Raw genomic sequence first — 21,987 nt, forward strand, 5'->3', positions numbered from 1 at the left:
GAGGCCGAGGAGCCCCCACCGCGTCGGCCCGCCTCGGCCCAGGACCGCGCGCACGTTCTTCCAGCCCCCGGCGACGGAGGGCTCGGGCCGCTGGACGAGCGACGTGCGGTCGTCGTCGGGGTCGGGTCGAGGGCCCGTGCCGATGGAGAGGGCGGAACGCTGCGCCGGGCCACCTGCGGGCGGGCTCGGGCGGGGCGGCGGCACGGAGCCCGGCGGGGCCGTGAAGGGCGCGGAGAGCAGCCCGGGGGGACGGGCTGGCACCGATCCCAGATTTGCCGGGGGCGCCCCCTGCGTCGGGATGCCCGACTGCGGCGTTCCCGGACCGCGTCGCGGCCCCGCACCCTCTCCCGGGCGTGCTGCTCCGGGTGCTCCGTTCGCCAGCGTCATCGATCCCCCCGTTCGCCCCCCGTGATCGGGGCCCCGGAGCCGTCATCGCTCCGACACTCGAACGAGTTACACCCGAGACCACCCCGGTTACTGCGCGACGATGTCGAACCGCACCTGGCTGCCGCTCACCGAGGTGACGGTCGCCCGGAGCGACTGCGTGCCGCCGCCTCCCGTCGCGGTGCAGACGACCGAGGCGCCGACTCGGGCCGGGAGCGCGTCCGGGCAGGTCACCTGGCCCGGCGCGAGCCCCGACTGCGCCACGATCTGGCCCGCGACCGCGCTCGACGAGACGACCGGCGTCCGCAGCAGGACGTAGCCGACCCCGACCGCGGCCACCGTCAGGACCGCCCCGAGGACGATCGCGACCGTCCCCCGCCGATCCCCGTCGCGGCGGGCGACCACGCCGAGGACCAGGCCCACCGGGGCCAGCAGCACCGCGAGCACCAGCGCGACGACGCCCAGCCGTCCGCTTGTCGCGGCCGGGGCCTGCGGCGGCGGCACGACCGGTCCGCTCCCGACCCGCGGCTGCGGGATCGGCGGCGGCGAGGCGCCGCCGACGGGGGAGTGCGGGTCGGTCCGGTCAAACGGGGGTCGGCCGGCGGCGCGCGGGCGCGGCGGCGCTGCGGACCCGCGGCCCGGAGGAGCGACGAGGTGCAGCGGGCCCGCCGCGGCGGGGCGCGGGTCCCGCGGCGCCGGGCGGGCGGGGATCGTGTGGACGTCGTAGGTCCGCGCCTCGGTGGAGGAGCTCAGCCGCTCCATGACGGCGCGGGCGGCGGTGGCCAGCTCGCCCGCCGTCGTCGGGCGCTCCGCCGGGTCCTTGGCGAGCGCGCGCAGCACGACGTCGTCGAGCTCCGTCGGGACGGCGGCCGCGAGCGCGGACGGGCGGGCCGGCGCGTCCTCGAGGTGGCTGACCAGCACCTCCATCCGCTTGCCGACGAACGGCGCGTGCCCCACCAGCGTCTCGAAGAGCACGCACCCGAGGGCGTAGACGTCGAGGCGCTGGTCGAACGGCTCCCCGCGCAACTGCTCGGGCGCCATGTACGACGGCGTGCCGAGGGAGGTGCCCGTCGTGGTCAAGCGTGGCTGGTCGATGGCCTCGCGGATGTGGACGACGCCGAAGTCGGCGAGGTAGGCGAAGTCACGCGCGGCGAGCAGGACGTTCGAGGGCTTGACGTCGCGGTGCACGATCCCGGCCTCATGGGCCGCGTCGAGCGCGTCCGCGACCTGCTCGACGATCCCGACGGCCCGCTCCGCCGACAACGGCCCCTCCGCGGCGAGCAGCGAGCCCAGGTCGCGTCCCCGCACGAGGCGCATGTCGATGAACATGCGCTCGTCGATCACGCCGAAATCGTGGATCGGCACGACGTGCGGGGAGTCGAGGCGGGCGGCGATCCGGGACTCGCGGCGGAAGCGCTCGCGGACGTCGGGGTCGTCCTGGTCGTCGGCGAGGAGCCGCTTGAGGGCGACGGTGCGCTCGCGGGCGGTGTCGAAGGCCTCGTGGACCTCGCCCATCCCACCGCGCCCGAGCCGTGCCCCCACCTCGTACGGACCGAACTGCTCCGCCATCAACGCCTCACGTCGTGGTTCCCCCGAACCGCGGGGAAGCATAAACGGCGCGATCCCCGACGCCGACGTCCCGAGAGCGAGCGGAGAAACCCTGACCGATGGTCACCGTTTGTCGTGAGCCCCGGGCCGCCGGGCGTCGGTCAGGCCCCGACCGGGCGCTGCGGCGTCACCTGGGCGCCGCACGCCGCGCAGTGCGCGGCACCCGGGCGCAGCGCCGCCTGGCAGGTGCCGCACCGGGCGCCCGGGAGCTGGATCGGCGCGGTCACGCCCTCGGGGACCTGCTGCCCGCCCCACGGCTGCTGACCCCACTGCGGCTGCTGACCCCACTGCTGCGGCCGGCCGTACTGCTGCTGCGGGTACGGCGGCTGCGCGAACCCGACCGGCGGCGACATCGGGGCCGGGGTGGCCGAGGAGGGGACGCCGTCGAAGAAGCGGCGCGAGCTCTCGGCGCCCCACAGCAGCGCCGTGAGCGTCGCCGGGACGACGAGCGCCAGGAGGGCCGGGACGACGGACAGGGCTCCGCGGTCGGCGAGGGACCCGACGATCCCGAGGAGGCCGAAGGCGATGTCGATCCCGCAGAAGACGGTCGCGACGACGCGGGCGGCCCGGCTCCCGCGCCCGAGCGCGGTGGCGATCCAGAACCAGAGGCCCACGAAGGCCAGGGAGATCACGGCGACGACGATGAGCCCGCCGGAGAAGAACCCGATCAGCCCGCCGAACGCGGCGCCGAGGCCCGACGACTCCGTCCCCACGGCGCCGGCGGCGACGGAGGCCCCGGACACCAGCCCGAGGATCCCGAACACCAGCATCAGCGCGCTCCCGAGCGCGGCGATCGCGCTGAGCACCCAGATGATCACTTGGGCCGCGGTCACGGTCCCGGGTCGAACGTTCACGCCCTGCGTCATGGCTGTCCCCGCTCGTTCACGGCCGCGACACACGGGCCGAATGCCTGACGATCGCGGCACCGTCGTCCGGCGTTACCGGTTCCGCCGTCCGGGGCCGTCTCACGGAACCCCCAGGGTCGTTGGGCACACTGATGAAGATGCGTGGGACGGACGTCAGGGCGGCGCTGCGGTCGGCCCGGTGGGTGCTCGTGGTCCTCGTGCTGGTGGGCGCCGTGGGCGGGCTGCTCCTCGACCTCCGCCTCGACCGCTCACCGGTGAGCTCCACGGCACGGCTCGAGGTCTCCGACTCCAGCGGAGCGCCGGCTAACTCGGACTCCGCCCAGACGATGAACTCCTACATCACCAACCAGATGCCGACCTACGCCGCGATCGCGACCAGCGACAACGTCCTCGAACCCGCCGCGACGAGCACCGGGACCACCGTCGCCGCGCTGCGGCAGGAGGTCACGGCCACCTCGGCCGAGGACTCGACGACGCTCACCCTCGTCGTCAGGGCCGCGACCCCGGAGGCGGCGACCGCCGAGGCCGACGCCGTCGTCAAGTCCCTCAGCGGGGCGATCACGCAGCTCGAGACGCCCACCGGGCAGCCGCCCCGCGTCGTCGTCGCCACCAGCACCCCGCCCACCACGCCCGCCGGACGCTTCGTGCCGCCGATGGGCACGCTCGCGGCGGCCGGGGCGCTGGCCGGGGCCCTCGTCGTCCTCCTGGGCGCGCTGGCGTGGGCGACGACGCTGCCGCAGCGGGGGTGGCGACGGTTCTCGACGTGGCTGTTCCGGCGGCCCACCGCGGCCGAGCTCGCCCGCATCCCCGCGGCCGACCCGCACGAGCGCCGCGACGACCCGGAGCAGGCGCTGACGAGGATGGCCGGTCAGTGGCTCGCGAAGCTGCGCGGTCGCGGCTGACGACGGTGCCCGAGGGCGCGCGTGGTCAGCGCCGCCCCGCCCCACCCCGGTGGTTGGCGCCGCCCCGCGGACGCATGGGAACGCCCGCCTCGAGGCAGAGGCGGCGGACGTAGCCGTAGCTGCGTCCCATCCCGGCGCTGATCTCGCGGAGGCTCGAGCCCTCCTGGTACCGGCCCGCGACGAGGCGCCGCTCGGCGTCGCGCTCCATCGCTGGCTGTTCGGCGTGGATCGTGGACATTGGCCTCGTCCTCCCGTGCGGTCGGTGGCCCGACGCGGTGTCGTCCCCCGATGACCCACCCGGGCGGAGGGTCCGGCCCAGGGCCGGAAGTCCCTGCTCTGCCCGCAGGGTGGGCCCCGCCATCGACCGGGGGGACGCAGCGGACCGGCCCCGGGTGGGCGATCATCCCGGGGTGACGATCGGCGAGGCGGCCATCATCGCGGTCGCCGGCGTCTGGGCCGGGATGATCAACACGGTCGTCGGCTCCGGTACCCTCGTCACGTTCCCGGTGCTGCTGGCGCTCGGGTTCCCGCCGCTGACGGCCAACGTGTCCAACGGGCTGGGCCTGGTCCCGGGCTCGGTGACCGGGGCGATCGGCTACCGCCGGGAGCTGGCGGGCCTGCGGGGGCGGGTGTTCCGGCTGGCCGTCCCGACGGTCCTCGGCGGCCTGCTCGGCGCCCTGCTGCTCCTGGTGCTGCCCTCCGCGGCGTTCGACGCGGTGGTGCCGGTGCTCGTGGCGTTGGCCGTCGTGCTCGTCGTCGTCGGGCCGTGGGTGTCGCGCCGGGTGGCGCTGCGGAACCCGTCCGGCGAACCCCGGACCCAGGTGCGTCCGCCGCTGCTCGCCGCGGTGTTCGGCACCGGGGTCTACGGCGGCTACTTCGGCGCCGCGCAGGGCGTCCTGCTCATGGGTTTCCTCGGGATCCTGCTCGACGACGACCTGCAGCGGCACAACGCCGTCAAGAACGTCCTGGCGGCGCTCGCGAACCTGGTGTCGGGGATCGTGTTCGCCCTGGTCGCGCCGGTGTCCTGGCCGGTGGTCGGGCTGATCGCGGGCGGGTCGATCGTCGGGGGCGTGCTCGGCGCGCTGATCGGCCGCCGGCTGCCGCCGCTGGTGCTGCGCGGGGTCATCGTCGTGGTCGGGCTGGTGGCGTTCGTCCAGCTGGTGCTGCGCGGCTGACGCACGCAGGGCGTCGACGACGAGGTTTGGCCCGACGGCGTCGTCGGGCACGCTCTCCAGGAGAATCTTCAGCTCCCGAGGCCTTCGGAGACGACCATGGCGCGCCATCGTCGCTCGGCAGGAGTCGGTCCGGTCGCGGCAGCGTTCGCGGGCGCCCGGCCGCTGACCTCGCATCGGCGAGCGCGCGGTCCCGCCCGTGCCCGGACGGTCTCGATCCTGACCGCCGGCGCGCTCGCCGGGGGCGCGGCGATCGCCGCGGCGACCCTGCCGTGGTCGCACACCGCACCGCAGCCCGAGCCCCGGCGGGCGCCGCAGGACGATCACGCCGCGGGACCCGGCACCCGACAGGTGGGTCCCGTGTCGGCGCCGGGCGAGCGCGGCTCCCCGGCGGTGGCGGTGGTCCCCGCGCCCCGTACTGCCGAGCCCTCATCGATCCCGGCCCTCACCCATGCCAGCACCCGCTGGCGCGCCCACGCCGCGTCCGCCTTCCGTCCCGCCTCGTCGGCGTCCGGGAGTGCGGCGCCCCGCGTCGAGCACGGCGAGGTGTCGCTCCACCTGGCCCCCGGCGTGCGCCGGTGCGAGGTCGAGCCCGCCCTCCCGGCCGTCGACGAGGGCGACGAGCACCTCGTCTCGGTTGCCGTGCGCCTCGATCACCCGTCGTCCGGCCGCTCGGGGCGGCACGTCCTCCTCCGGTGGGAGAACGACGGCCCGGGCTCCGCGCCGGTCGATGTGCGGGTCCACGACGGCCGGCTCGTCCTGCACGGCGGCGACGGCCACCCGTCGGGGTCGCGCACCTTCACGAAGGACCTCGGGCACGCACCGGAAGGCGAGTGGACCCACCTGGCGGTCCGCGTCCGGTTCTCGGCGAACCCGGAGAAGGGCCGCGTCAGTGTCCGGCGCGACGGGCGGACGGTGGTCAAGGACCACCATCCCCGCGGCGGCACGCTCTACCCGGGCCAGCAGAGCTACCTCAAGGCCGGGCTGCGCCGGGAGGCCGGCACCAGCCACACGGCCCGGGCCACGATGCGCGACTGGCACGTGTCGGGCGTCCACCACAGCGGATCCCGGCCGTCCGGGAGCACCCAGCACGAGGGGCACTCCCGCTCCACGGGCACCCAGCAGTCCTCCTCGCACGGGCACGCCGGAGCCCGGCACAGTCGCTCCTGAGCGACGGCGACCTCCCAGTTGTCCGAATCGGTTCGGTTGGGGGGAGTGCGGCCCGGGAGGGTTGGCCGGAAAACGCAGAGGCTGTACAACTACGGGACGGCGCCTCATCGGCCACGGCAGGACCGGAAGAGAAGATCCTGTCCCCCGAGCGGGCGCCGAGCTCGGAACCCGGGAACCCACGCGGCATCGCCGTGCTGATGGCAGCGCCGTGGGTCTGCTCCAGTCACCGGTCGGCGGTGACTGCGGCCGAGACCGCCGCGACGGCGTTCGAGGTGCACGCCTGGTATCCCGGTGACCGAGCAACCGGACGCCCGCCCCGGTAGGCACCCCGTACACCCGGGGCGGGCGCCCGGACCCCGGGACCCGGGGATCGGGAACTGCGCCCCTCCCGGGCACGAGTGATGACACGCGGCGACCAGGGTTCGCGGTCCCTGTGGCAGACGCCCGGGTAAACAACTCGTGACGACTCGGTTGCGGGTGAGGCAGAGACATCCGCCGGGAATTCCAGAAGGCCCGGTCCGAGAGAGCTGCTACTCGTGAGTACCGCGCATTCTGGACCGTGTCGACGCGGAATGGCCAGGCGCGGGACCGCCTGACGTCACCAGGGCTTCATCGGCGTACGTACGGTGTAGGGCAATCTTCCCCCTCGTGCGTGGGGCGCGACGCGGCTTCCGGCATCCGTCCGTGTCCATTCGAGCCGTACTTCACATGCACTGGCCCGGGCCGGGGTACACACAGTCGCGCCACAGGCCGTAATCTCCTGGTCCGACAGTGAGGTCGACCGTGTACTTGCATGAGGCAACCGCATACGCAGAGTAACTGGGGGAGCGTAAATGCGGATCTGGTCGTCGGTTTCGACCTCTCACGCCGTGGCTAGAATCGCGGCGCCGGTCGTGCTGGGTGGGTGTGCCGTGCTCCTCGCGATTCGCGTAGCGAATCTCGGGTCCGGGATGATCCCGACAGACGCTGCCGAATCGGGAATCGTGGCGGGCGCCGCCATCGGGGGAATCTGCGTCGGGGCGCTCGCGGCGCGGTGGAGCGGTGCGGGCGCGAGTGTCCCGGCGATCGCCTACGGATCGGTGGTGCTCCCGATCGTTCTTTCGGCGCCTCCGGGAGCGGTCCGGCAGGGGGCGTCTCTCCTGGCGGCGGGACTGCTCGTCGTGGCCCTACGTGCCACGTGGCGTCGGATGGGGACCGCGTGGTTCCTGGTGCGCTTCGCGAGTGCGGTCGGCATCGGCGCGCTGCTGGGCTTCGACGGGATGCCCCGGCGCACCGCGGGTCTGGTCGTGACCCTTGCGACCGTCGGACTGCTCGCGGCGCTGCTCGCCGTGCTGTTCCACGAGCGCCGTCGTCGCGACCGTGACCGGGCGCGGCTGGCACAGGAGATGGAGGGGGCCGCGACGGAGCGCGACCACGAGATCCGCAACATCCTGGCGGGGGTCGCCGGCACCTCCCACCTGCTCGGAGGAAAGCGCACCGGTCTGAGCCAGGACGAGCGCGACCGCATCCGCGACGCGTTCGACGAAGAAATCGCGCGACTCTGGGCCCTCCTCGATCTCCGTGACCCCTGCGCGCGCCGTCCGGTGGCGGTGCACGAGCGGATCGACGTGGCGAAGATCGCCCGTGAGGTGGCGGACCTCTGGGGAGTGGGCGCCGACCTGTCCTTCTCGTCGGAAGCACGCAGCGTGTGGGGCAACTGCAGTCCTTCGGTGCTCAGATCCGCGCTGACCAACTGTCTGGCGAACTGCGCCCGACACGCTCCGGGCGCCCGGGTGTCGATCACGGTGCGGACGACCGGGACGCGAGCGCGGATCGAGGTCACCGACGACGGCCCCGGCCTGTCGGGCGAGATCGATCCCCGCCGGATGGCGGGGCCGAGCCGTGCAGGCGGCAGCGGAATCGGGCTGCGGGCGACTGCACGCCAGCTCGGTCGGTACGGCGGCACCATCATGGTGCGTCCGGCACCCGTCGGCGGTGCCCGCGCGGAGATCGAGGTCCCCGCCCTTCCGGCCGAGGCCCCCTACACCACGTTCCGGGCTTCATGACGGACCGGATCGTCCTTGTCGACGATCACCAGCTGATCGCGACGACGCTCGCCGCCGCGTTGCGGCAGGCGGGGTTCGACGTCCACTGGTGCGCGCTGCCCCCGGGCCGGAGCTCGATGCGCTGATCGACGGGCCGCCGGGCCTCGCCCTCCTCGATCTCGACCTGGGGGTGGACGCCGAGGGCACCCGGCTCGACGGCGTTGACCTGGTACGGCCCCTCGCCGCCGGCGGCTGGACCGTCGTCATGATCACCGGCGTCGCCGACGAGGAGCGGCTCGGCGACGCCCTGGCCGAGGGCGCGATCGGCTGGGTCCACAAGAACGAGGCGTTCGACGACCTCGTCGCCGCCTGCGCCGCCGCCGCCGAGGGCCGGCCGATCCTCCCCGTCGAGACGCGCCGGGTCATGCTGGCGAGACGACGATCCCGAGATGCCGAGCGGAGGGCCCACCAGGCGCTCCTCGACCGGCTCACTCCGCGCGAGCGCGAGGTGCTGCACGCGCTCTCGGAGGGCTCGCCGGTCGCGGACATCGCGAGCCGCTCCCACGTCTCCGTGGCGACCGTGCGCAGCCAGGTCCAGGCCATCCGGGAGAAGCTCGAGGTCGGGTCCCAGCTCGAGGCCGCAGCGCTCTACCGTGCCGGGCGCTGACCGTCGGCGCCATCCGCAATTTCGCGGACGGTCAAATGGTCAACCATGCCGATGAGCCGCCCGCCGCCGCTCGGTGAGGCTTGCCGTCGAAGCCCGGGCTCCACCGAACGGCCTCGATGTCGAGGTCGGGCCCGGGTTGCTTCGACCATGGCAGGCAGGCGCTCATGGACACGTCCACGATCCCCGTCAGTACCCCGTTGCCCCGCCCGGATTCGGTGCCCGTCCACGGCGCCCGTCGGCGCGTCGTCGTCACCGGGGGCGCCGGCTTCCTCGGGTCGCACCTCTGCGAGGCGCTGCTGCGCCGCGGCGACGAGGTGGTCTGCGTCGACGACCTCTCGACCGGTCGCCGCGAGAACCTCGACGGATTCTTCGCCGACCCCGCGTTCACCTTCGTGCAGGCCGACGTCAGCGAGGCATTCGTCATCGACGGCGCCGTCGACGCGGTGGCCCACCTGGCCAGTCCGGCGTCTCCGCCGGACTACCACCGACTCCCGCTCGAGACGCTCGCCGTCGGCAGCCGCGGCACCGAGAACGCGCTGAAGCTGGCGGTCGCGCACCGGGCGCGGTTCGTCCTCGCCTCGACCAGCGAGGTGTACGGAGACCCTCTCGTGCATCCCCAGACCGAGGACTACTGGGGAAACGTCAACTCCGTCGGACCCCGAAGCGTCTACGACGAGGCGAAGCGCTTCGCCGAGGCGCTCGCGTCCGCCTACGCCCGCACCGAGTCCGCCGACGTCGGCATCGTGCGCATCTTCAACACCTACGGACCGCGCATGCGACCCGAGGACGGGCGCGTGGTGTCGAGCTTCGTCGTCCAGGCTCTCAACGGCGACCCGCTCACCATCTACGGGGACGGTTCCCAGACCCGCAGCTTCTGCTACGTCGACGACCTCGTGGCCGGCCTGATGGCCATGCTCGACAGCACCGAGGCCGGGCCGGTGAACCTGGGGAATCCGCACGAGCGCACCGTCCGCGAGCTCGCGGACCTGGTCCTCACCATCACCCGGTCCGTCTCGCCGATCGACCACCAGCCGCTCCCGGTCGACGATCCCACCCGCCGGAAACCGGACATCACACGGGCGGGCGCCGCGCTGGGCTGGGTGCCCCAGGTCGATGCCGAGGACGGCCTGCGCCGCACCGTCGCCTGGTTCGCGGCACGCCCGCAGGCCGTCGCCCTCGCCGGGTCCGTCCTCGCCGGGCCCCAGACCGCCGAGCTCCCCGCCCCGCCGCGAGGCGAGCCGGCCCGTGCGAGCTGACCCGTATCCCGACTCCCCGGAGACCCCACCGTGACCGACCTCGACTCCCGCACCCGCGGCCGACGCACGGTCCGACTTGCGAGGACGAGCCCCGCCCCAGACCGCGCTCTGTGGCAAGACATCCGGCGGCTCTCGGACGGGAACGTCGTCGACATTCCCCCGAGCGGTCCGACGCTGTCCGGCCGTGCCGCGCCGATGCGGCCCTTCCGTGCGGTGACCTTCGTCCCGGCACTCGCCCGGCGCGACCGATGTGTCATGGTCGGCCTGACGGTCGGGTGGATCGCCTGCCTGGTGTGGTTCTGGACCTGGTGGTCCCAGCCCGAGCACCGGGTCAGCTGGATCGGCCTGCTGGTGAACAGCCTGGTGCTGCTCTACCTGTCGGTCGTGCCGGGCTACTTCATCCTGGCGGTGAACCGACTCCGGCGGGTCAACCCCGCACTGTCGATCCCGCCTCTGCGCGTGGCGTTCGTCGTGACCCGTGCGCCGTCCGAGCCCTGGTCGATGGCGCGGGGCACGTTGACCGCGATGCTCGCTCAGCGCTTCCCGCACCACTACGACGTGTGGCTCTGCGACGAGGACCCCGGCGACGAGGTGGTCGCCTGGTGCGACGAGCACGGGGTGCTCCTCTCCACCCGCCGCGGGGTCGAGGCGTACCACCGGTCGACGTGGCCTCGCCGGACCAGATGCAAGGAAGGCAACCTCGCCTACTTCTACGACCGCTGGGGCTACACGCTCTACGACGTCGTCTCGCAGCTGGACTGCGACCACGTCCCCTCGCCGACCTACCTCGCCGAGATGGTCCGACCCTTCGCCGACCCGGCGATCGGGTACGTCGCGGCGCCGAGCGTGTGCGACGCGAACGCCTCCCGTTCCTGGGCGGCACGGGGCCGGCTGCACAAGGAAGCCACCTTCCACGGGCCGGCGCAGCTCGGTCACAGCGACGGCCTGGCGCCGTCGTGCATCGGTTCGCACTACGCCGTGCGGACCGCCGCCCTCCGGGAGATCGGGGGCGTGGGTCCCGAGCTGGCGGAGGACTTCTCGACCAGCTTCCTGTTGAGCTCGGCAGGCTGGCAGGGCGCCTTCGCCATCGACGCGGAGGCCCGGGGCGAGGGACCGCAGACACTTCCCGCGATGCTGGTCCAGGAGTTCCAGTGGTCGCGCAGCCTGACGACCGTGCTGTTCGGCCTCGTGCCGCGTCATCTCGGGCGCATGCCCTGGCGGTTGCGACTGCGCTTCATGTTCGCGCTGCTCTTCTACGTCTCCCTGGCGGTCACGACCGTCGGCGGGCTCTCGCTGCCGCCGATCGCCGCGGTGACGGGACTGCCGTGGATCCACGTGAACTACGTGGCCTTCCTGCTGCACTGGTGGTCGATCTCGGCGTGGGTCCTCCTCATGGCGGTGCTGCTGAAACGACGGGGCCTCCTGCGCCCGCGTGACGCACCGATCATCAGCTGGGAGATCTGGCTCTACAGCCTGTCCCGGTGGCCGCTCGTGTCGTGGGGAGTGTGCGCGGCGGCCCTGCAGACGGTCCGACCGCGGTCGCTGACCTTCAAGGTGACGCCCAAGAGCGTCGACGGGCTGGAACCGCTGCCGACGCGGATCGCGGTGCCCTATGCGGTGATCGCCGTGGTGCTCGCGTCCGCCGCGCTCGTGGGCCAGGCCTCCACGTCCGCGGTCGGCTACGTCTTCCTCTGCCTGCTGGGGGCGACGACCTACCTCGTCGTGACCGGCGCTGTCTCGGTGCTGCACGCCACCGAGGCCGCCCGCCACTCAGGCGTGGGCCTGAGGCGTGCGCTGCGCAGCACGGTGGCGGGCCCCCTCCTGGTCACCGGGCTGACCGCCGTCCCCGTCCTCATCGCGCTCCTGCGCTTCCCGACCTACGCGGTCGCCGTCTTCTCGGGCGCGATCCCGTGACGATCTCTCACCACGAACGGAGACGACCCACCATGAACACCGCCCGCACTGTGCTCGTGACCGGAGGCGCCGGCTTCATCGGCAGCCACACCTGCGTCGAACTGCTCGAGCGCGGACACGACGTCATCACCGTCGACGACCACTCGAACAGCTCTCCGGTGGCGCTGGACCGCGTGCAGAAGCTCGCGGGACGCCCCCTGACCGCCTACACGGCCGACCTCCGCGACCGCGCGGCGCTCGACGCGGTGTTCGCCGCCCATCCCATCGACGCGGTGATCCACTTCGGGGCGAAGAAGGCGGTCAACGAATCCACCGAGATTCCCCTGGAGTACTTCGACGTCAACGTCGGCGGCACGAGCGCGCTCCTGCGCGCGATGGGTGCGCACGGTGTGCACGATCTCGTGTTCTCGTCGTCGTGCTCGATCTACGGCGAGACCACCCGGGTGCCGTTGACCGAGAGCGACCCGCCGCGGCCGACCAACCCCTACGCCCACTCCAAATGGATGGGTGAGCAGATGCTGGCCGACGTCTGCCGGCTCCTGCCCGAGCTGCGCGTCGCCGCGCTGCGCTACTTCAACCCGCTCGGGGCACACCCCTCGGGCGACCTGGGCGAGGACCCCACCGGAGTGCCCAACAACCTCCTGCCCTACGTGGCCCAGGTGGCCGTCGGCCGCCGGGAGCGGCTGCGCGTCTTCGGTGACGACTACCCGACCCCGGACGGGACCTGCGTACGCGACTACATCCACGTCCTCGACGTGGCCGGGGCCCACTGCCTCGCCCTCGATCGGCTCGTCGAGGGCCTGCAGGTCCTCAACCTCGGCACCGGGGTGGGCTCCTCCGTGCTCGACGTGGTCGCGGCCTTCGAGGCCGCGAGCGGGTGCTCCGTGCCCTACGAAGTGCAGGGCCGCCGCCCCGGCGACGTGGCGGTGCTCGTCGCCGACCCCTCCCGCGCGGAGTCCGTGCTCGGGTGGCACGCCACCCGCGATCTCACCGCCATGTGCGCCGATGCCTGGCGGTTCCAGCGCGCCAACCCGGCCGGCTACGCCGGCTGATCTCCCCTTCGTCCATCGCCGTCCCCACCTCCCGGGAGCACATCATGCGCATGACCGTCATCGGCACCGGTTACCTCGGTGCCGTCCACGCCGCCTGCATGGCCGACATCGGCCACGACGTCCTCGGCGTCGACGTCGACGAGGCCAAGCTCGCCGCGTTGGCCGCCGGGCGGACCCCGTTCTACGAACCGGGGCTGCAGGAGATCCTCGCCCGCACCGTCGCGTCGGGGAACCTCCGCTTCTCCACCTCGCTGGAGGAGGCGGCCGCCTTCGGGGAGGTGCACTTCCTGTGCGTGGGCACCCCGCAGCAGCCCGGCTCGGCGGCCGCGGACATGCGGCCGATCGAGGCCGTCGTCGAGGGGCTCGCCCCGCACCTGCACGAGGACTGCCTCGTCGTCGGGAAGTCGACCGTGCCGGTCGGCACCTCCGAGCGCCTCGCCGCCCGCATTCGCGAGCTCGCGCCGGTCGGCGCCCGCGCCGAGGTGGCGTGGAACCCCGAGTTCCTCTCCGAGAGCACCGCGGTCGAGGACACCCTGCGGCCCGACCGCATCGTGGTCGGCGTCGAGTCCCACCGCGCCGAGGCCATCCTCGGCGCGGTGTACACGACGATGCGCGAGGCCGGGACGCCGTACCTGGTCACGGACCGGACGACCGCCGAGCTGGTCAAGGTCTCGGCCAACGCGTTCCTCGCCACGAAGGTCTCGTTCGTCAACGCGATGGCCGAGGTCTGCGAGGCGACCGGCGGTGACGTCACGACGCTCGCCAAGGCCATCGGGTACGACCCGCGCATCGGGCACCGCTTCCTGGCCGCCGGTGTGGGATTCGGCGGCGGATGCCTGCCCAAGGACATCCGGGCGTTCGCCGCGCGCGGCGAGGAGCTCGGCTTCGGGGAGTCGCTGCGGTTCCTGCGGGACGTCGACGAGATCAACATGCGGGCGCGGCAGCGGACCGTCGACCGGGCGCGGGCGATGCTCGGCGGCCGGTTCCTCGGATGCCGGGTCGCCGTCCTCGGGGCCGCGTTCAAGTCCGGTAGTGACGATGTCCGCGACTCGCCCGCCCTCGCGGTCGCAGCCTCGATCCAGCTCCAGGGAGCGCACGTGCGGGTGCACGACCCGGAGGCACTCGAGAACGCCCGCGCGGCGTTCCCGTGCCTGGACTACGCCCGGGAACCGGAGAAGGCCTGCGAGGGCGCGCACCTCGTCCTGCACCTGACCGACTGGGCCGAGTACCGCGACCTCAACCCGGCCGAGCTCGTGACGGTCGTCGACACCCCTCGGTTGCTCGACGCCCGCAACACGCTCGATCTCGAGCACTGGCGTACCCACGGCTGGGACGTCGGCGCGCTCGGCCGCCGGCCGATCGCCGCCTGACATCCCCGGGGGAGCGCCGTCGCTGTCGCCACCCCGGGTGGCCCAGCCACCATCCGGTCCGTCCGTGAGGAGTACTTCCGTGACAGTCTCGCTCTTCGCGGTGCTCGCGTCCGGCTTCGCGCTCGCCGCCTACACCGCCGCCGTCCTGCCGGTGCGTGTCGGTCGCGGCTGGCGCTCACCCGGCGTCGTCCGCCGCTCGGTGGTGGTGGCCTGCCTGCTCATGACGGGTCTCAACGCGGGCGTCGCTGCCGCGCCGGACGACCTGGCCACCTCGCCGGCGATCCTGGCCGGCGATCTGGTCGTCCTCTGCGGCGGCGTCGTGGCGCTCCGGAGCGCCCGACTGGTGGCTCACCCGACGTGCCTGCCGCGGCGCATCGTCGCGGTCAGCGCCCATCCCGACGATCTCGAGCTGGGCTGCGGCGGGGCGATCGCCAAGTTCGTCGACTCCGGACACGAGGTGCACAGCGTGGTCATGTCGGGCGGACGCAACGGCGGTGGACTGGCGCGCCAGGACGAGGCCGCCGCGGGAGGGGACTTCCTCGGCGTCACCAGCCTCGTCGTGCTGGACCTTCCCGACAGTTGCCTACCCGATCACGGGCCCGCGATGATCCGGGCGATCGAGGACGCGCTGGACCGCTACAACCCGGACCTGGTGCTGACCCACTCCGCGCACGACCGCCACCAGGACCACGAGGCGGTCCACCAGGCGACCGTCCGGGCGGCCCGGGGGCACCCCTCGATCCTCTCGTTCGAGAGCCCCTCGGCCAGCGACGAGTTCACTCCCCAGGTGTTCGTCGACATCGACCAGTACGTCGACACCAAGGTCGAGGCCGTGGGACGGCACGACAGCCAGGGCTCGAAGCCCTACATGCGGCCCGAGCACGTCCGGGCGCTGGCCGTGGTGCGGGGCCGGCAGGGCCGGGTGCGCCACGCCGAGGGCTTCGAGGCCGTGCGGGTGCTCGATTCGCGCATCGGGCCGTGAGCCGCCGCGACAGGATGACACTGCTCGGGATGCTGGTGGTGGTGCTCGTCGTGCTGACGATCGTGACGACGGTCGCCGTCGCCCTCGGGCAGAACCCGCGGTCGGGCCGGCTCCCGATCCGGGGCGCCGACATCTCGTTCACGCTGCAGGAGGAGCGTGCCGGCACCGAGTACCGCGACGAGGGCGTGGCCGCGCCCCTCGAGCGCATCATGGCCGATCACGGAGCCACGGCCGTCCGGCTGCGGGTGTGGGTCGACCCGCCCGCCGGCACCAGCGATCTGGCCTCCGCACTCGTCCTCGCCCGGCGCGCCCACGAGGTGGGCCTCGCCGTGATCGTGGACCTGCACTACTCCGACACCTGGGCCGACCACAGCCGCCAGGACCCACCGGCGCGATGGCGGGGCCTGGACCTCGCGGATCTCGCCGACACCGTGCGGTCCTACACGCGCGACACGTTGGCCGCGTTCCGCCGCCAGGGCACGCCCGTCGAGATCGTGCAGGTGGGGAACGAGATCTCCCACGGCATGCTCTGGCCCGCCGGCTGGGTCGGGCCCGGCGACGACGCCGACTGGGGCCCCTTCCTGACGCTGCTGCGGGCCGGCGTGGCCGGAGCACGCGACGGCGCGCCGACCGCCCGGGTCATGCTGCACGTCGACAGCGGCGGCGACCCGGTCACCACCGGCCGTTTCCTGGACCATGTCGGCGCCGCGGGCATCCCGTTCGACATCCTCGGGCTGTCCTACTACCCGTTCTGGAACGGCTCGCTCGATCAGCTCGGCCGCACGCTCGAGGAGGTCGCCGCCCGCGGCCGCGACGTCCTCGTCGCGGAGACCGCCTACCCGTGGACCCTCGAGCAGGGCGACCATGTCGAGAACATCGTGACCTCGGCGGACCAGCTGGCCGACGGCGGGCGATTCCCTCCGACCCCCGAGGGCCAGGCCGCCTACTACGACGCGCTGCGCACCGCGATCGCTCGCGTGCCGGGCGGCCACGGCCTCGGCTTCCTGGCCTGGGAACCGGGCTGGCTGCCGCCCGTGGGGTGGGCTGCGGGGGAGGGCGACCACCACGCCAACCTCGGCATGTTCGGCTGGAACGGTGAGGGTCTGCCCTCCCTGCGCGCGTTCGGACGGCCGTGAGGCCCGAGACCCACCCCTCAGGGCCGAGCGCCGACGTCTCAGCAGGGAGGCCGAGCACCGCTGGCGGGCTGGGTGCCGTCGATCTCCCTACGCGAGGGAGCCCACGAAGAAGTCGCGCAGGCCGCGTCCCCGCACGCTCCCGTGGCCGGTGCACGGGTCCCAGCCCTTGCCGGCCGGATAGCCCGAGACCGCCGGGCCGAGGTCGGGGGCCTTCGGCGTCGAGTTGTCCCCGTCGGTGATGTCGCGGACGAGGTCGTCGAGCTGCGAGGCACTGGCGGCGTACAGCGAGATCGGGAACTTCGCCCCGATCGGCGTGGGCGTGGCCTGGTTGATCAGCGCGACCAGCCCGGCGTAGAGCGGCGCGACGGCGCTCGTGCCGCCGACCGGCCCCCAGTTCCCGTTGACCAGGATGACGTAGCCGGTGGCGATGTCGGCGTTGCCCGCGACGTCGGGCACGCCCCGGCCGGCGAACCCGTCGACGACGAGCAGGTCCGGCTCGTCGACGCGCTGCCAGTGCGGCGTCGGGAAGATGCGGCTGACGCCGCCGCCGGTCGCCCAGCCGTCGTGGTCGTTCCACACCGTCTCGGCGGTGATCTGCGACGAGGCACCGGTGAGGGCCGTCCCGCCGCAGGCCACGACGTGCGGGCTCGCCGCGGGGTAGTCGACGCGCCGCTCCCCGTCCTTCCGGCGTGACGCGTCGCCCGCGCCGTGGTCGCCGGCGGCGCAGAGCACCGTGACACCGAGCGCCGCGGCGTCGGCGAAGGCCTCCTCCATCGCCGTGCGCGCCTGGACGGTCCAGTCGTCCTCCGGGCCGCCCCAGCTGATGCTGACGACCGAGGGGTTGTTGGCGCTGTCGTGCACGGCCGTGGAGATCGCGTCGACGAAGCCCTGGTCGGAGTTGGGTGCGAAGTACACGGCGACCGTGGCCTTCTGGGCGATGGTCGCCGCGATCTCGATGTCAAGCAGCACCTCTCCGTCCGCCTCGTCCCCGGGGCTGTTCTTACCGCCGTCCACGCCCACCGACAGGATCTTCGGCCGCTTCACGCCGATCTTGGCGAAGTAGCCGTCGAGGTCGGGGTCGGTGTAACCCCCGCCGAACTCGAGGATGGCGATGGTCTGCCCGGAGCCGTCGAGGTCGGTCGGGAAGTCGTAGAGCTCCGCCACGTGCGTGGTCCACAGCGGCTGCGGCTTCGGCTTGGTGGCCGCGTGGGCGGAGGCCGCGGGCGGATCGGGCAGCAGCGTGCTCGCGGGAGCCCCCGGGTCCGGGAGATCGCCCTCGGTGATCGTGTCGCCCTGCTGCAGGTGTGCTCGGCTCTGCCGGCGGTCGTCGAGGCCGAGCACCGCGGTGGCGTACTCGGCGAGCTGGGCCGGGAGCTGCACCTGTCCCTCGCGCCCGCGGTAGGTCGCCCCGTGGGCCTGGTAGCGCCCCAGGCTCACGCCGAACGCGGCCTGGGCCTGGCGCGTCGTGCCGGTCGCGGTGACCGTGCGGCGGGCGAGGTCGGTGCTGACCTCGAGGCCCGCGTTCTCGAGGTAGCGCTGGACCGCGTCCGCCTCGTCGGGATCGGCGCCGGCGAGCTCGGCGAACCGGCGGCGACGCTCCGTCGGGTTCGCCTCGCGCACCGCGCCCAGGTCGGCGTCGGCGCGCCGGCGCAGCACGACGGTGACGCTCACCTGGTCGTCGGGTGCGACGTCCTCCACGCGCTCGGCCCCCACGACCGGCGTGCGGTCGCTGCCCGGAAGCGGAACGAGGTCGTGGTCTTGCGGCGTCTTGGCCATCTCGGGTCCCCCTGTCAACTGTTTCCCCGGATGGCTACACAGCGTAGTAATTTTCCTGCACTGATCGCCATCTAGTCACTCGAACAGCAATATCGCTCGGCTGAACCGGTGACCCCGCGTTCCGAGTCAGCTGTCCGGTTCGGGCCCATTCTCGCGGGCAGCGACTCCCGGGAGGTGCCATTCGTGGAAGAACGTGGCGATCGTGTGGCCCGGGGAAGCGGACATCGGGCCCTCCTCAAGACGGCCGGCGTCGGCCTTGCTCGGTACACCAGACGCCCCACCCTGTGTCGTGCAAGTGCATGGGGTCGTCGGCCGTGTGTCGGGCCACGATGAGGCCGTGAAGCTGAGCCGCCGGCTCCTCGCCGGCCGGGCACCGCCTGCCCGATCACCCGAGCCGCCGCGTGCCGGGCTCCCTGGTGGGGCGAGGACCAGGGCCGGGCCGACCGGGCGCCACCGACGCCGGCGTCCGCGCGGTGGCCCCCTGGTCGTCGTGCTCGCCCTCGCTCTGGTCGTGTTCGCCGCTGCGCTGGTGGGGACCGCCCTGGCAGCGCCCTCCGAAGTCGCCCCACCGACGCGGGCCGGCGCCCCGGCACAGCCTCCCGCGCCGTCCACCGTGGTGTCCTTGACCTTCGACGACGGCAACGCCGACCAGCTGGGGCTGCTGAGCGCGCTCGAGGCGCACGGCCTGCACGGCACCTTCTACATCGTCACCGGGGTGACCGGGCAACCCGACTACCTGACCCAGCAGGACCTGGCCCGGATCGCGGCAGCCGGCAACGAGATCGGCGGGCACACCGTCTCGCACCCCCAGCTGACTGCCGACGACCCGGCCGAGCAGGCACGCCAGATCTGTGACGGTCGGGCCACGCTGGCCCAATGGGGCTACCACCCGATCTCGTTCGCCTACCCCTACGGCGCCCACGACCCGGCGGTCGAGGCGGCCGTCCGCGACTGCGGCTATGCCAGCGCCCGCGCCGTGGGCGGGCTCGGGATCGCCGGGCCGACCTGCCCGACCTGTCACACCGCGGAGAGCGTGCCGCCGTCCGACCCGTACGCCGTTCGCACGGCCGCTCAGGTCACCGACACCACGACGCTGGCCGACCTGCAGCGGAACGTGGTGAACGCGGAGAACACCGGCGGGGGTTGGGTGCCGTTCATCTTCCACCACGAGTCGTGCAGCGTCGGTTGCGGCAGCGGCGACCTCGCGAGCACGCCGGCGCTGCTCGACCAGTTCGCCGCGTGGCTGGTCGGCCAGCAGCAGCAGGGGCGGGTCGCGGTGCGCACCGTCGGCCAGGTGGTCGGTCAGCCCGATGGACCGGTTCACACCTCCCCGGCCTCGACACGTCCCGACGTCGCCAACCCGACCCTGACCGCCGGCAACGCCACGACACCCGACTGCTGGCAGACGGCCGGTTTCGGGACGAACACCGCGACCTACCGTCGCGACGGGCCTGCTGCCGGCCAGCCGGCCGCCGAGACGATCACGATGACGTCACAGACCGACGGCGACGCGACATTGCTGCCCCGGCTCGACCTCGGCCAGTGCACCGCGTGGACGCAACGGGGGCTGGTGGTCGACACGGACGCCTCGTACCGCTCGTCGGTGCCCACGCAATTCTCGGTCTACCTGCGTGACGGCGCCGGCGCGTGGACGTACTGGACCTCGAGCCCGTGGATGGACCCCTCCGACACGTGGCAGAAAGCGTCGTGGACCACGCCGCCGACGCCACCGGACGCCACCGGCGTCGCCGCCGGGCTGATCATCGAGAAGGTGGGCACGCTGTCGACCACGAACTACCGCATCGGTCCGGTACTGCCCCCGCAGAGGCCACCCCACTCGTGATCGCCTGGCACCTGACGGGGGTCACATCACATGAAGGGGCATGCAGATCGGATTGTTGGGCAGTGGCGTCGTCGCGCAGACACTCGGGCGGGGCTGGGCCCGTCACGGCCACCAGATCCACCTCGGGACGAGCGACCCGGCGCGCCCGGAGTTGCGGGCGTGGTCTGAGGAGACCGGACAGACCGTGACGGGGTTCGCCGACGCGGCCCGCGCCGGACGAGCTGGTGGTCCTGGCTCTGCGGGGCAGGACCGCCGACCATGTTCCTGGCGGGCGACGAGGACGCCAAGAAGGCGGTGACGGAGCTGCTGGTCTCGACGGGCTGGGACACCGCCGACCTGGGAGACATCACCGCCGCGCGGGAGCTCGAGGCCATGTGCCTGGCGTGGGTCCGGTACGGCGCGCGCACCGGGACCTGCGGCCACGCCTTCAAGCTCCTGCGCTAGCGGGCGGCACGGCGCCGACCACTGGCGTCGTCGGCCGCGGCCCCGACGATGACCGAGGGAATCGGTCCGGAGAGTGGCTCGGACCGGGGCACCCATCACCGGGCGCTTGTGACCACCAGCGGTACAGCGGGCTGCCCCGGCCGACAGTCGGGCAGGGTGGTGTCACCGTCGACCTGGAGATACAGCAGGGTCGCGTACGTTTCGTCGGCGGTCCGCACCCAGACCGACGTTCCCTGGAAGCGGGGCGCGCCCTCGGAGACCAGTTCGCCAGGGAGGGCGCAGTCCACGAAAAGGGTCGTGCCATCCGCAGCTCTGCGAAGGACCTCGGACGACGTGGAGGGTGCAGTTCGCAGGGCGAGCCCGCGGGAACCGCTCAGGACGACCCGGGCTGTCACCCGGGTACCGGCCGAGGAAGTAGGCGGGCCCGGCGGCGGAGCCAGCCGGGTACCTGGCTGAGCCGGAACCGGCGGAGCAGGCTGAGCCGGCAACGGTGGTGCCTGAGGAGGAACCGGTGCATGGGCCGGGCCCTGAGGGGGAGCTGGTGCAAGCGCCGGGCCCTGAGGGTTGCCCCGGTCCTGTGACCCCTGGTCGGACCGCGGTGAGTCGTCGGCCGGTGGCGCCGATGCGGTCGAGCTTCCGCCCGACGGCGGATCGCCGACCCGGACTTCCTGCGACGCGCCTGCGCCTGCTCCGCCGTCGACACCACAAGAGCTGATCGACAGGGATCCGAGCAGCAGAATGCATCCGATGCCCCGGCGAAAGTGTGGTCCCCGCCGCGATGGGACCAGGCCACCCCCCATGGCTCCTCCTCCGAACACTTGCCCAATCCTTGGGGCAATGCGATGGACTCTTGGTCAACTGACCGGCATGGCGTGTGTGATGATCAGCATCCGTGCGTCACCCACCACCCCCAGCCGACGATGGGCCAGCGCCTTGCGGGCCTCCAGGAGCAGATGAACCGACGGAGCTGTTGGGCTGCGGTGTCGTCGATGCCGCAGGGCTGGGGTTGTTGACCTGACTGACCACGAACGTCGCGATGGCGACGATGGCGGCCGCCTGGGCGAGAACGAAGGCCACCTGGGTCCTCAGGTTCTGCATCCCGTAGGTGACCGCAAGAGCATTGCGTCGCGGGGTCCAGAAGCGGTTGGTCGGCTGGAGCGAACGGAGATCCATGGCGAGACCGACGATTGTCATCCCGGCCCAGAAGGTCACCGCTTCGATGAGGAGGGGAACGGCGTCGGGCACGTTGATCTGGTCGCCGAGCAACGAGGTCGTCAGGTAGACGACCGGTGTGATCGCGTACAACGCCGCCGGCAGCAGGACCTTGATGGGACCGTGGTGGCCCGGCAGGTACGGCCATGCCAGTCCGATGGCGAAACCAGCGACCGTCCAGGTGCCGAAGATGCTGATCGCCTGGACGC

20 protein-coding genes and 1 pseudogene are annotated in these 21,987 nt (G+C 73.0%); 15 read left to right on the forward strand and 6 right to left on the reverse strand.

The window, feature by feature from the left end; all coding sequences use genetic code 11:
• From VGH76_RS12730 to VGH76_RS12740, 3 genes and pseudogenes are all read right to left on the reverse strand, one after another.
• Positions 1 to 261: pseudogene (locus VGH76_RS12730) on the reverse strand (hypothetical protein); the annotation flags it as partial.
• 213 nt (positions 262 to 474) lie between these two features.
• Positions 475 to 1,953, reverse strand: a complete 1,479-nt coding sequence (locus VGH76_RS12735; RefSeq protein WP_331557051.1) for a protein kinase domain-containing protein — start codon at positions 1,951 to 1,953, stop codon at positions 475 to 477.
• A gap of 140 nt (positions 1,954 to 2,093) precedes the next feature.
• Positions 2,094 to 2,858: a hypothetical protein gene (locus VGH76_RS12740; RefSeq protein WP_331557052.1), complete on the reverse strand. Its 765-nt coding sequence runs from the start codon at positions 2,856 to 2,858 to the stop codon at positions 2,094 to 2,096.
• A 137-nt stretch (positions 2,859 to 2,995) separates the two neighbouring features.
• Between VGH76_RS12740 and VGH76_RS12745 the strand changes: the two genes are divergently transcribed.
• On the forward strand, positions 2,996 to 3,760 hold the full coding sequence (locus tag VGH76_RS12745; protein WP_331557053.1) for a hypothetical protein: 765 nt from the start codon (positions 2,996 to 2,998) through the stop codon (positions 3,758 to 3,760).
• Positions 3,761 to 3,785: 25 nt separating this feature from the next.
• On the opposite strand, the gene VGH76_RS12750 is transcribed toward VGH76_RS12745, so the two are convergent.
• Positions 3,786 to 3,998 (reverse strand): helix-turn-helix domain-containing protein, encoded by a 213-nt coding sequence (locus tag VGH76_RS12750; RefSeq protein ID WP_331557054.1) that lies wholly within the window; start codon positions 3,996 to 3,998, stop codon positions 3,786 to 3,788.
• Positions 3,999 to 4,170: 172 nt separating this feature from the next.
• On the opposite strand from VGH76_RS12750, the gene VGH76_RS12755 reads away from it, so the two are divergent.
• The 11 genes from VGH76_RS12755 (at position 4,171) to VGH76_RS12805 (ending at position 16,503) form a co-directional block, all read left to right on the forward strand.
• Entirely contained in the window at positions 4,171 to 4,935 is a 765-nt protein-coding gene (locus VGH76_RS12755; protein ID WP_331557055.1) for a sulfite exporter TauE/SafE family protein, read from the forward strand.
• Between the two features lie 357 nt (positions 4,936 to 5,292).
• Positions 5,293 to 6,102 (forward strand): heparin lyase I family protein, encoded by an 810-nt coding sequence (locus VGH76_RS12760; RefSeq protein ID WP_331557056.1) that lies wholly within the window; start codon positions 5,293 to 5,295, stop codon positions 6,100 to 6,102.
• Positions 6,103 to 7,289: 1,187 nt separating this feature from the next.
• A complete protein-coding gene (locus VGH76_RS12765) occupies positions 7,290 to 8,147 on the forward strand; it encodes a HAMP domain-containing sensor histidine kinase (protein ID WP_331557057.1) in 858 nt (285 codons plus the stop codon).
• Positions 8,144 to 8,272 (forward strand): hypothetical protein, encoded by a 129-nt coding sequence (locus tag VGH76_RS12770; RefSeq protein WP_331557058.1) that lies wholly within the window; start codon positions 8,144 to 8,146, stop codon positions 8,270 to 8,272. The genes VGH76_RS12765 and VGH76_RS12770 overlap by 4 nt, the downstream gene beginning before the upstream one ends.
• Entirely contained in the window at positions 8,236 to 8,793 is a 558-nt protein-coding gene (locus VGH76_RS12775; protein WP_331557059.1) for a helix-turn-helix transcriptional regulator, read from the forward strand. Before VGH76_RS12770 ends, VGH76_RS12775 begins: the two co-directional genes overlap by 37 nt.
• A 164-nt stretch (positions 8,794 to 8,957) precedes the next feature.
• Positions 8,958 to 10,049 (forward strand): UDP-glucuronic acid decarboxylase family protein, encoded by a 1,092-nt coding sequence (locus VGH76_RS12780; RefSeq protein ID WP_331557060.1) that lies wholly within the window; start codon positions 8,958 to 8,960, stop codon positions 10,047 to 10,049.
• Between the two features lie 255 nt (positions 10,050 to 10,304).
• Positions 10,305 to 11,963, forward strand: coding sequence for a glycosyltransferase family 2 protein (locus VGH76_RS12785; protein ID WP_331557061.1), 1,659 nt, complete (start codon positions 10,305 to 10,307; stop codon positions 11,961 to 11,963).
• Positions 11,964 to 11,995: 32 nt separating this feature from the next.
• On the forward strand, positions 11,996 to 13,015 hold the full coding sequence (gene galE / locus VGH76_RS12790; protein WP_331557062.1) for a UDP-glucose 4-epimerase GalE: 1,020 nt from the start codon (positions 11,996 to 11,998) through the stop codon (positions 13,013 to 13,015).
• 44 nt (positions 13,016 to 13,059) lie between these two features.
• The gene (locus tag VGH76_RS12795; protein ID WP_331557063.1) at positions 13,060 to 14,385 is read left to right on the forward strand and encodes a UDP-glucose/GDP-mannose dehydrogenase family protein; all 1,326 of its coding nucleotides are present in this window, start codon (positions 13,060 to 13,062) and stop codon (positions 14,383 to 14,385) included.
• Between the two features lie 79 nt (positions 14,386 to 14,464).
• On the forward strand, positions 14,465 to 15,367 hold the full coding sequence (locus VGH76_RS12800) for a PIG-L deacetylase family protein (RefSeq protein ID WP_331557064.1): 903 nt from the start codon (positions 14,465 to 14,467) through the stop codon (positions 15,365 to 15,367).
• A 14-nt stretch (positions 15,368 to 15,381) separates the two neighbouring features.
• Positions 15,382 to 16,503 carry a glycoside hydrolase family 53 protein gene (locus tag VGH76_RS12805; protein ID WP_331557065.1) on the forward strand — a complete coding sequence of 374 codons (1,122 nt, stop codon included), beginning with the start codon at positions 15,382 to 15,384 and terminating at the stop codon, positions 16,501 to 16,503.
• A gap of 87 nt (positions 16,504 to 16,590) precedes the next feature.
• Here the strand turns inward: VGH76_RS12805 and VGH76_RS12810 are convergent, their stop codons facing one another.
• Positions 16,591 to 18,279 (reverse strand): S53 family peptidase, encoded by a 1,689-nt coding sequence (locus VGH76_RS12810; RefSeq protein ID WP_331557066.1) that lies wholly within the window; start codon positions 18,277 to 18,279, stop codon positions 16,591 to 16,593.
• A gap of 613 nt (positions 18,280 to 18,892) precedes the next feature.
• On the opposite strand from VGH76_RS12810, the gene VGH76_RS12815 reads away from it, so the two are divergent.
• From VGH76_RS12815 to VGH76_RS12820, 3 genes are read left to right on the forward strand one after another with little or no spacing between them, the layout of a single operon-like run.
• A complete protein-coding gene (locus VGH76_RS12815; protein ID WP_331557069.1) occupies positions 18,893 to 20,122 on the forward strand; it encodes a polysaccharide deacetylase family protein in 1,230 nt (409 codons plus the stop codon).
• A 40-nt stretch (positions 20,123 to 20,162) separates the two neighbouring features.
• Positions 20,163 to 20,420, forward strand: a complete 258-nt coding sequence (locus tag VGH76_RS28000; protein ID WP_414637722.1) for an NAD(P)-binding domain-containing protein — start codon at positions 20,163 to 20,165, stop codon at positions 20,418 to 20,420.
• A complete protein-coding gene (locus VGH76_RS12820) occupies positions 20,381 to 20,566 on the forward strand; it encodes a hypothetical protein (protein ID WP_331557067.1) in 186 nt (61 codons plus the stop codon). Before VGH76_RS28000 ends, VGH76_RS12820 begins: the two co-directional genes overlap by 40 nt.
• Before the next feature lie 897 nt (positions 20,567 to 21,463).
• Here the strand turns inward: VGH76_RS12820 and VGH76_RS12825 are convergent.
• Positions 21,464 to 21,987, reverse strand: a 524-nt coding sequence (locus VGH76_RS12825; protein ID WP_331557068.1) for a DUF6185 family protein, incomplete at its 5' end; no start/stop codon positions are given.

Origin of the sequence: Actinomycetospora sp., assembly GCF_036497585.1 — a bacterium.
Taxonomy (GTDB): domain Bacteria; phylum Actinomycetota; class Actinomycetes; order Mycobacteriales; family Pseudonocardiaceae; genus Actinomycetospora.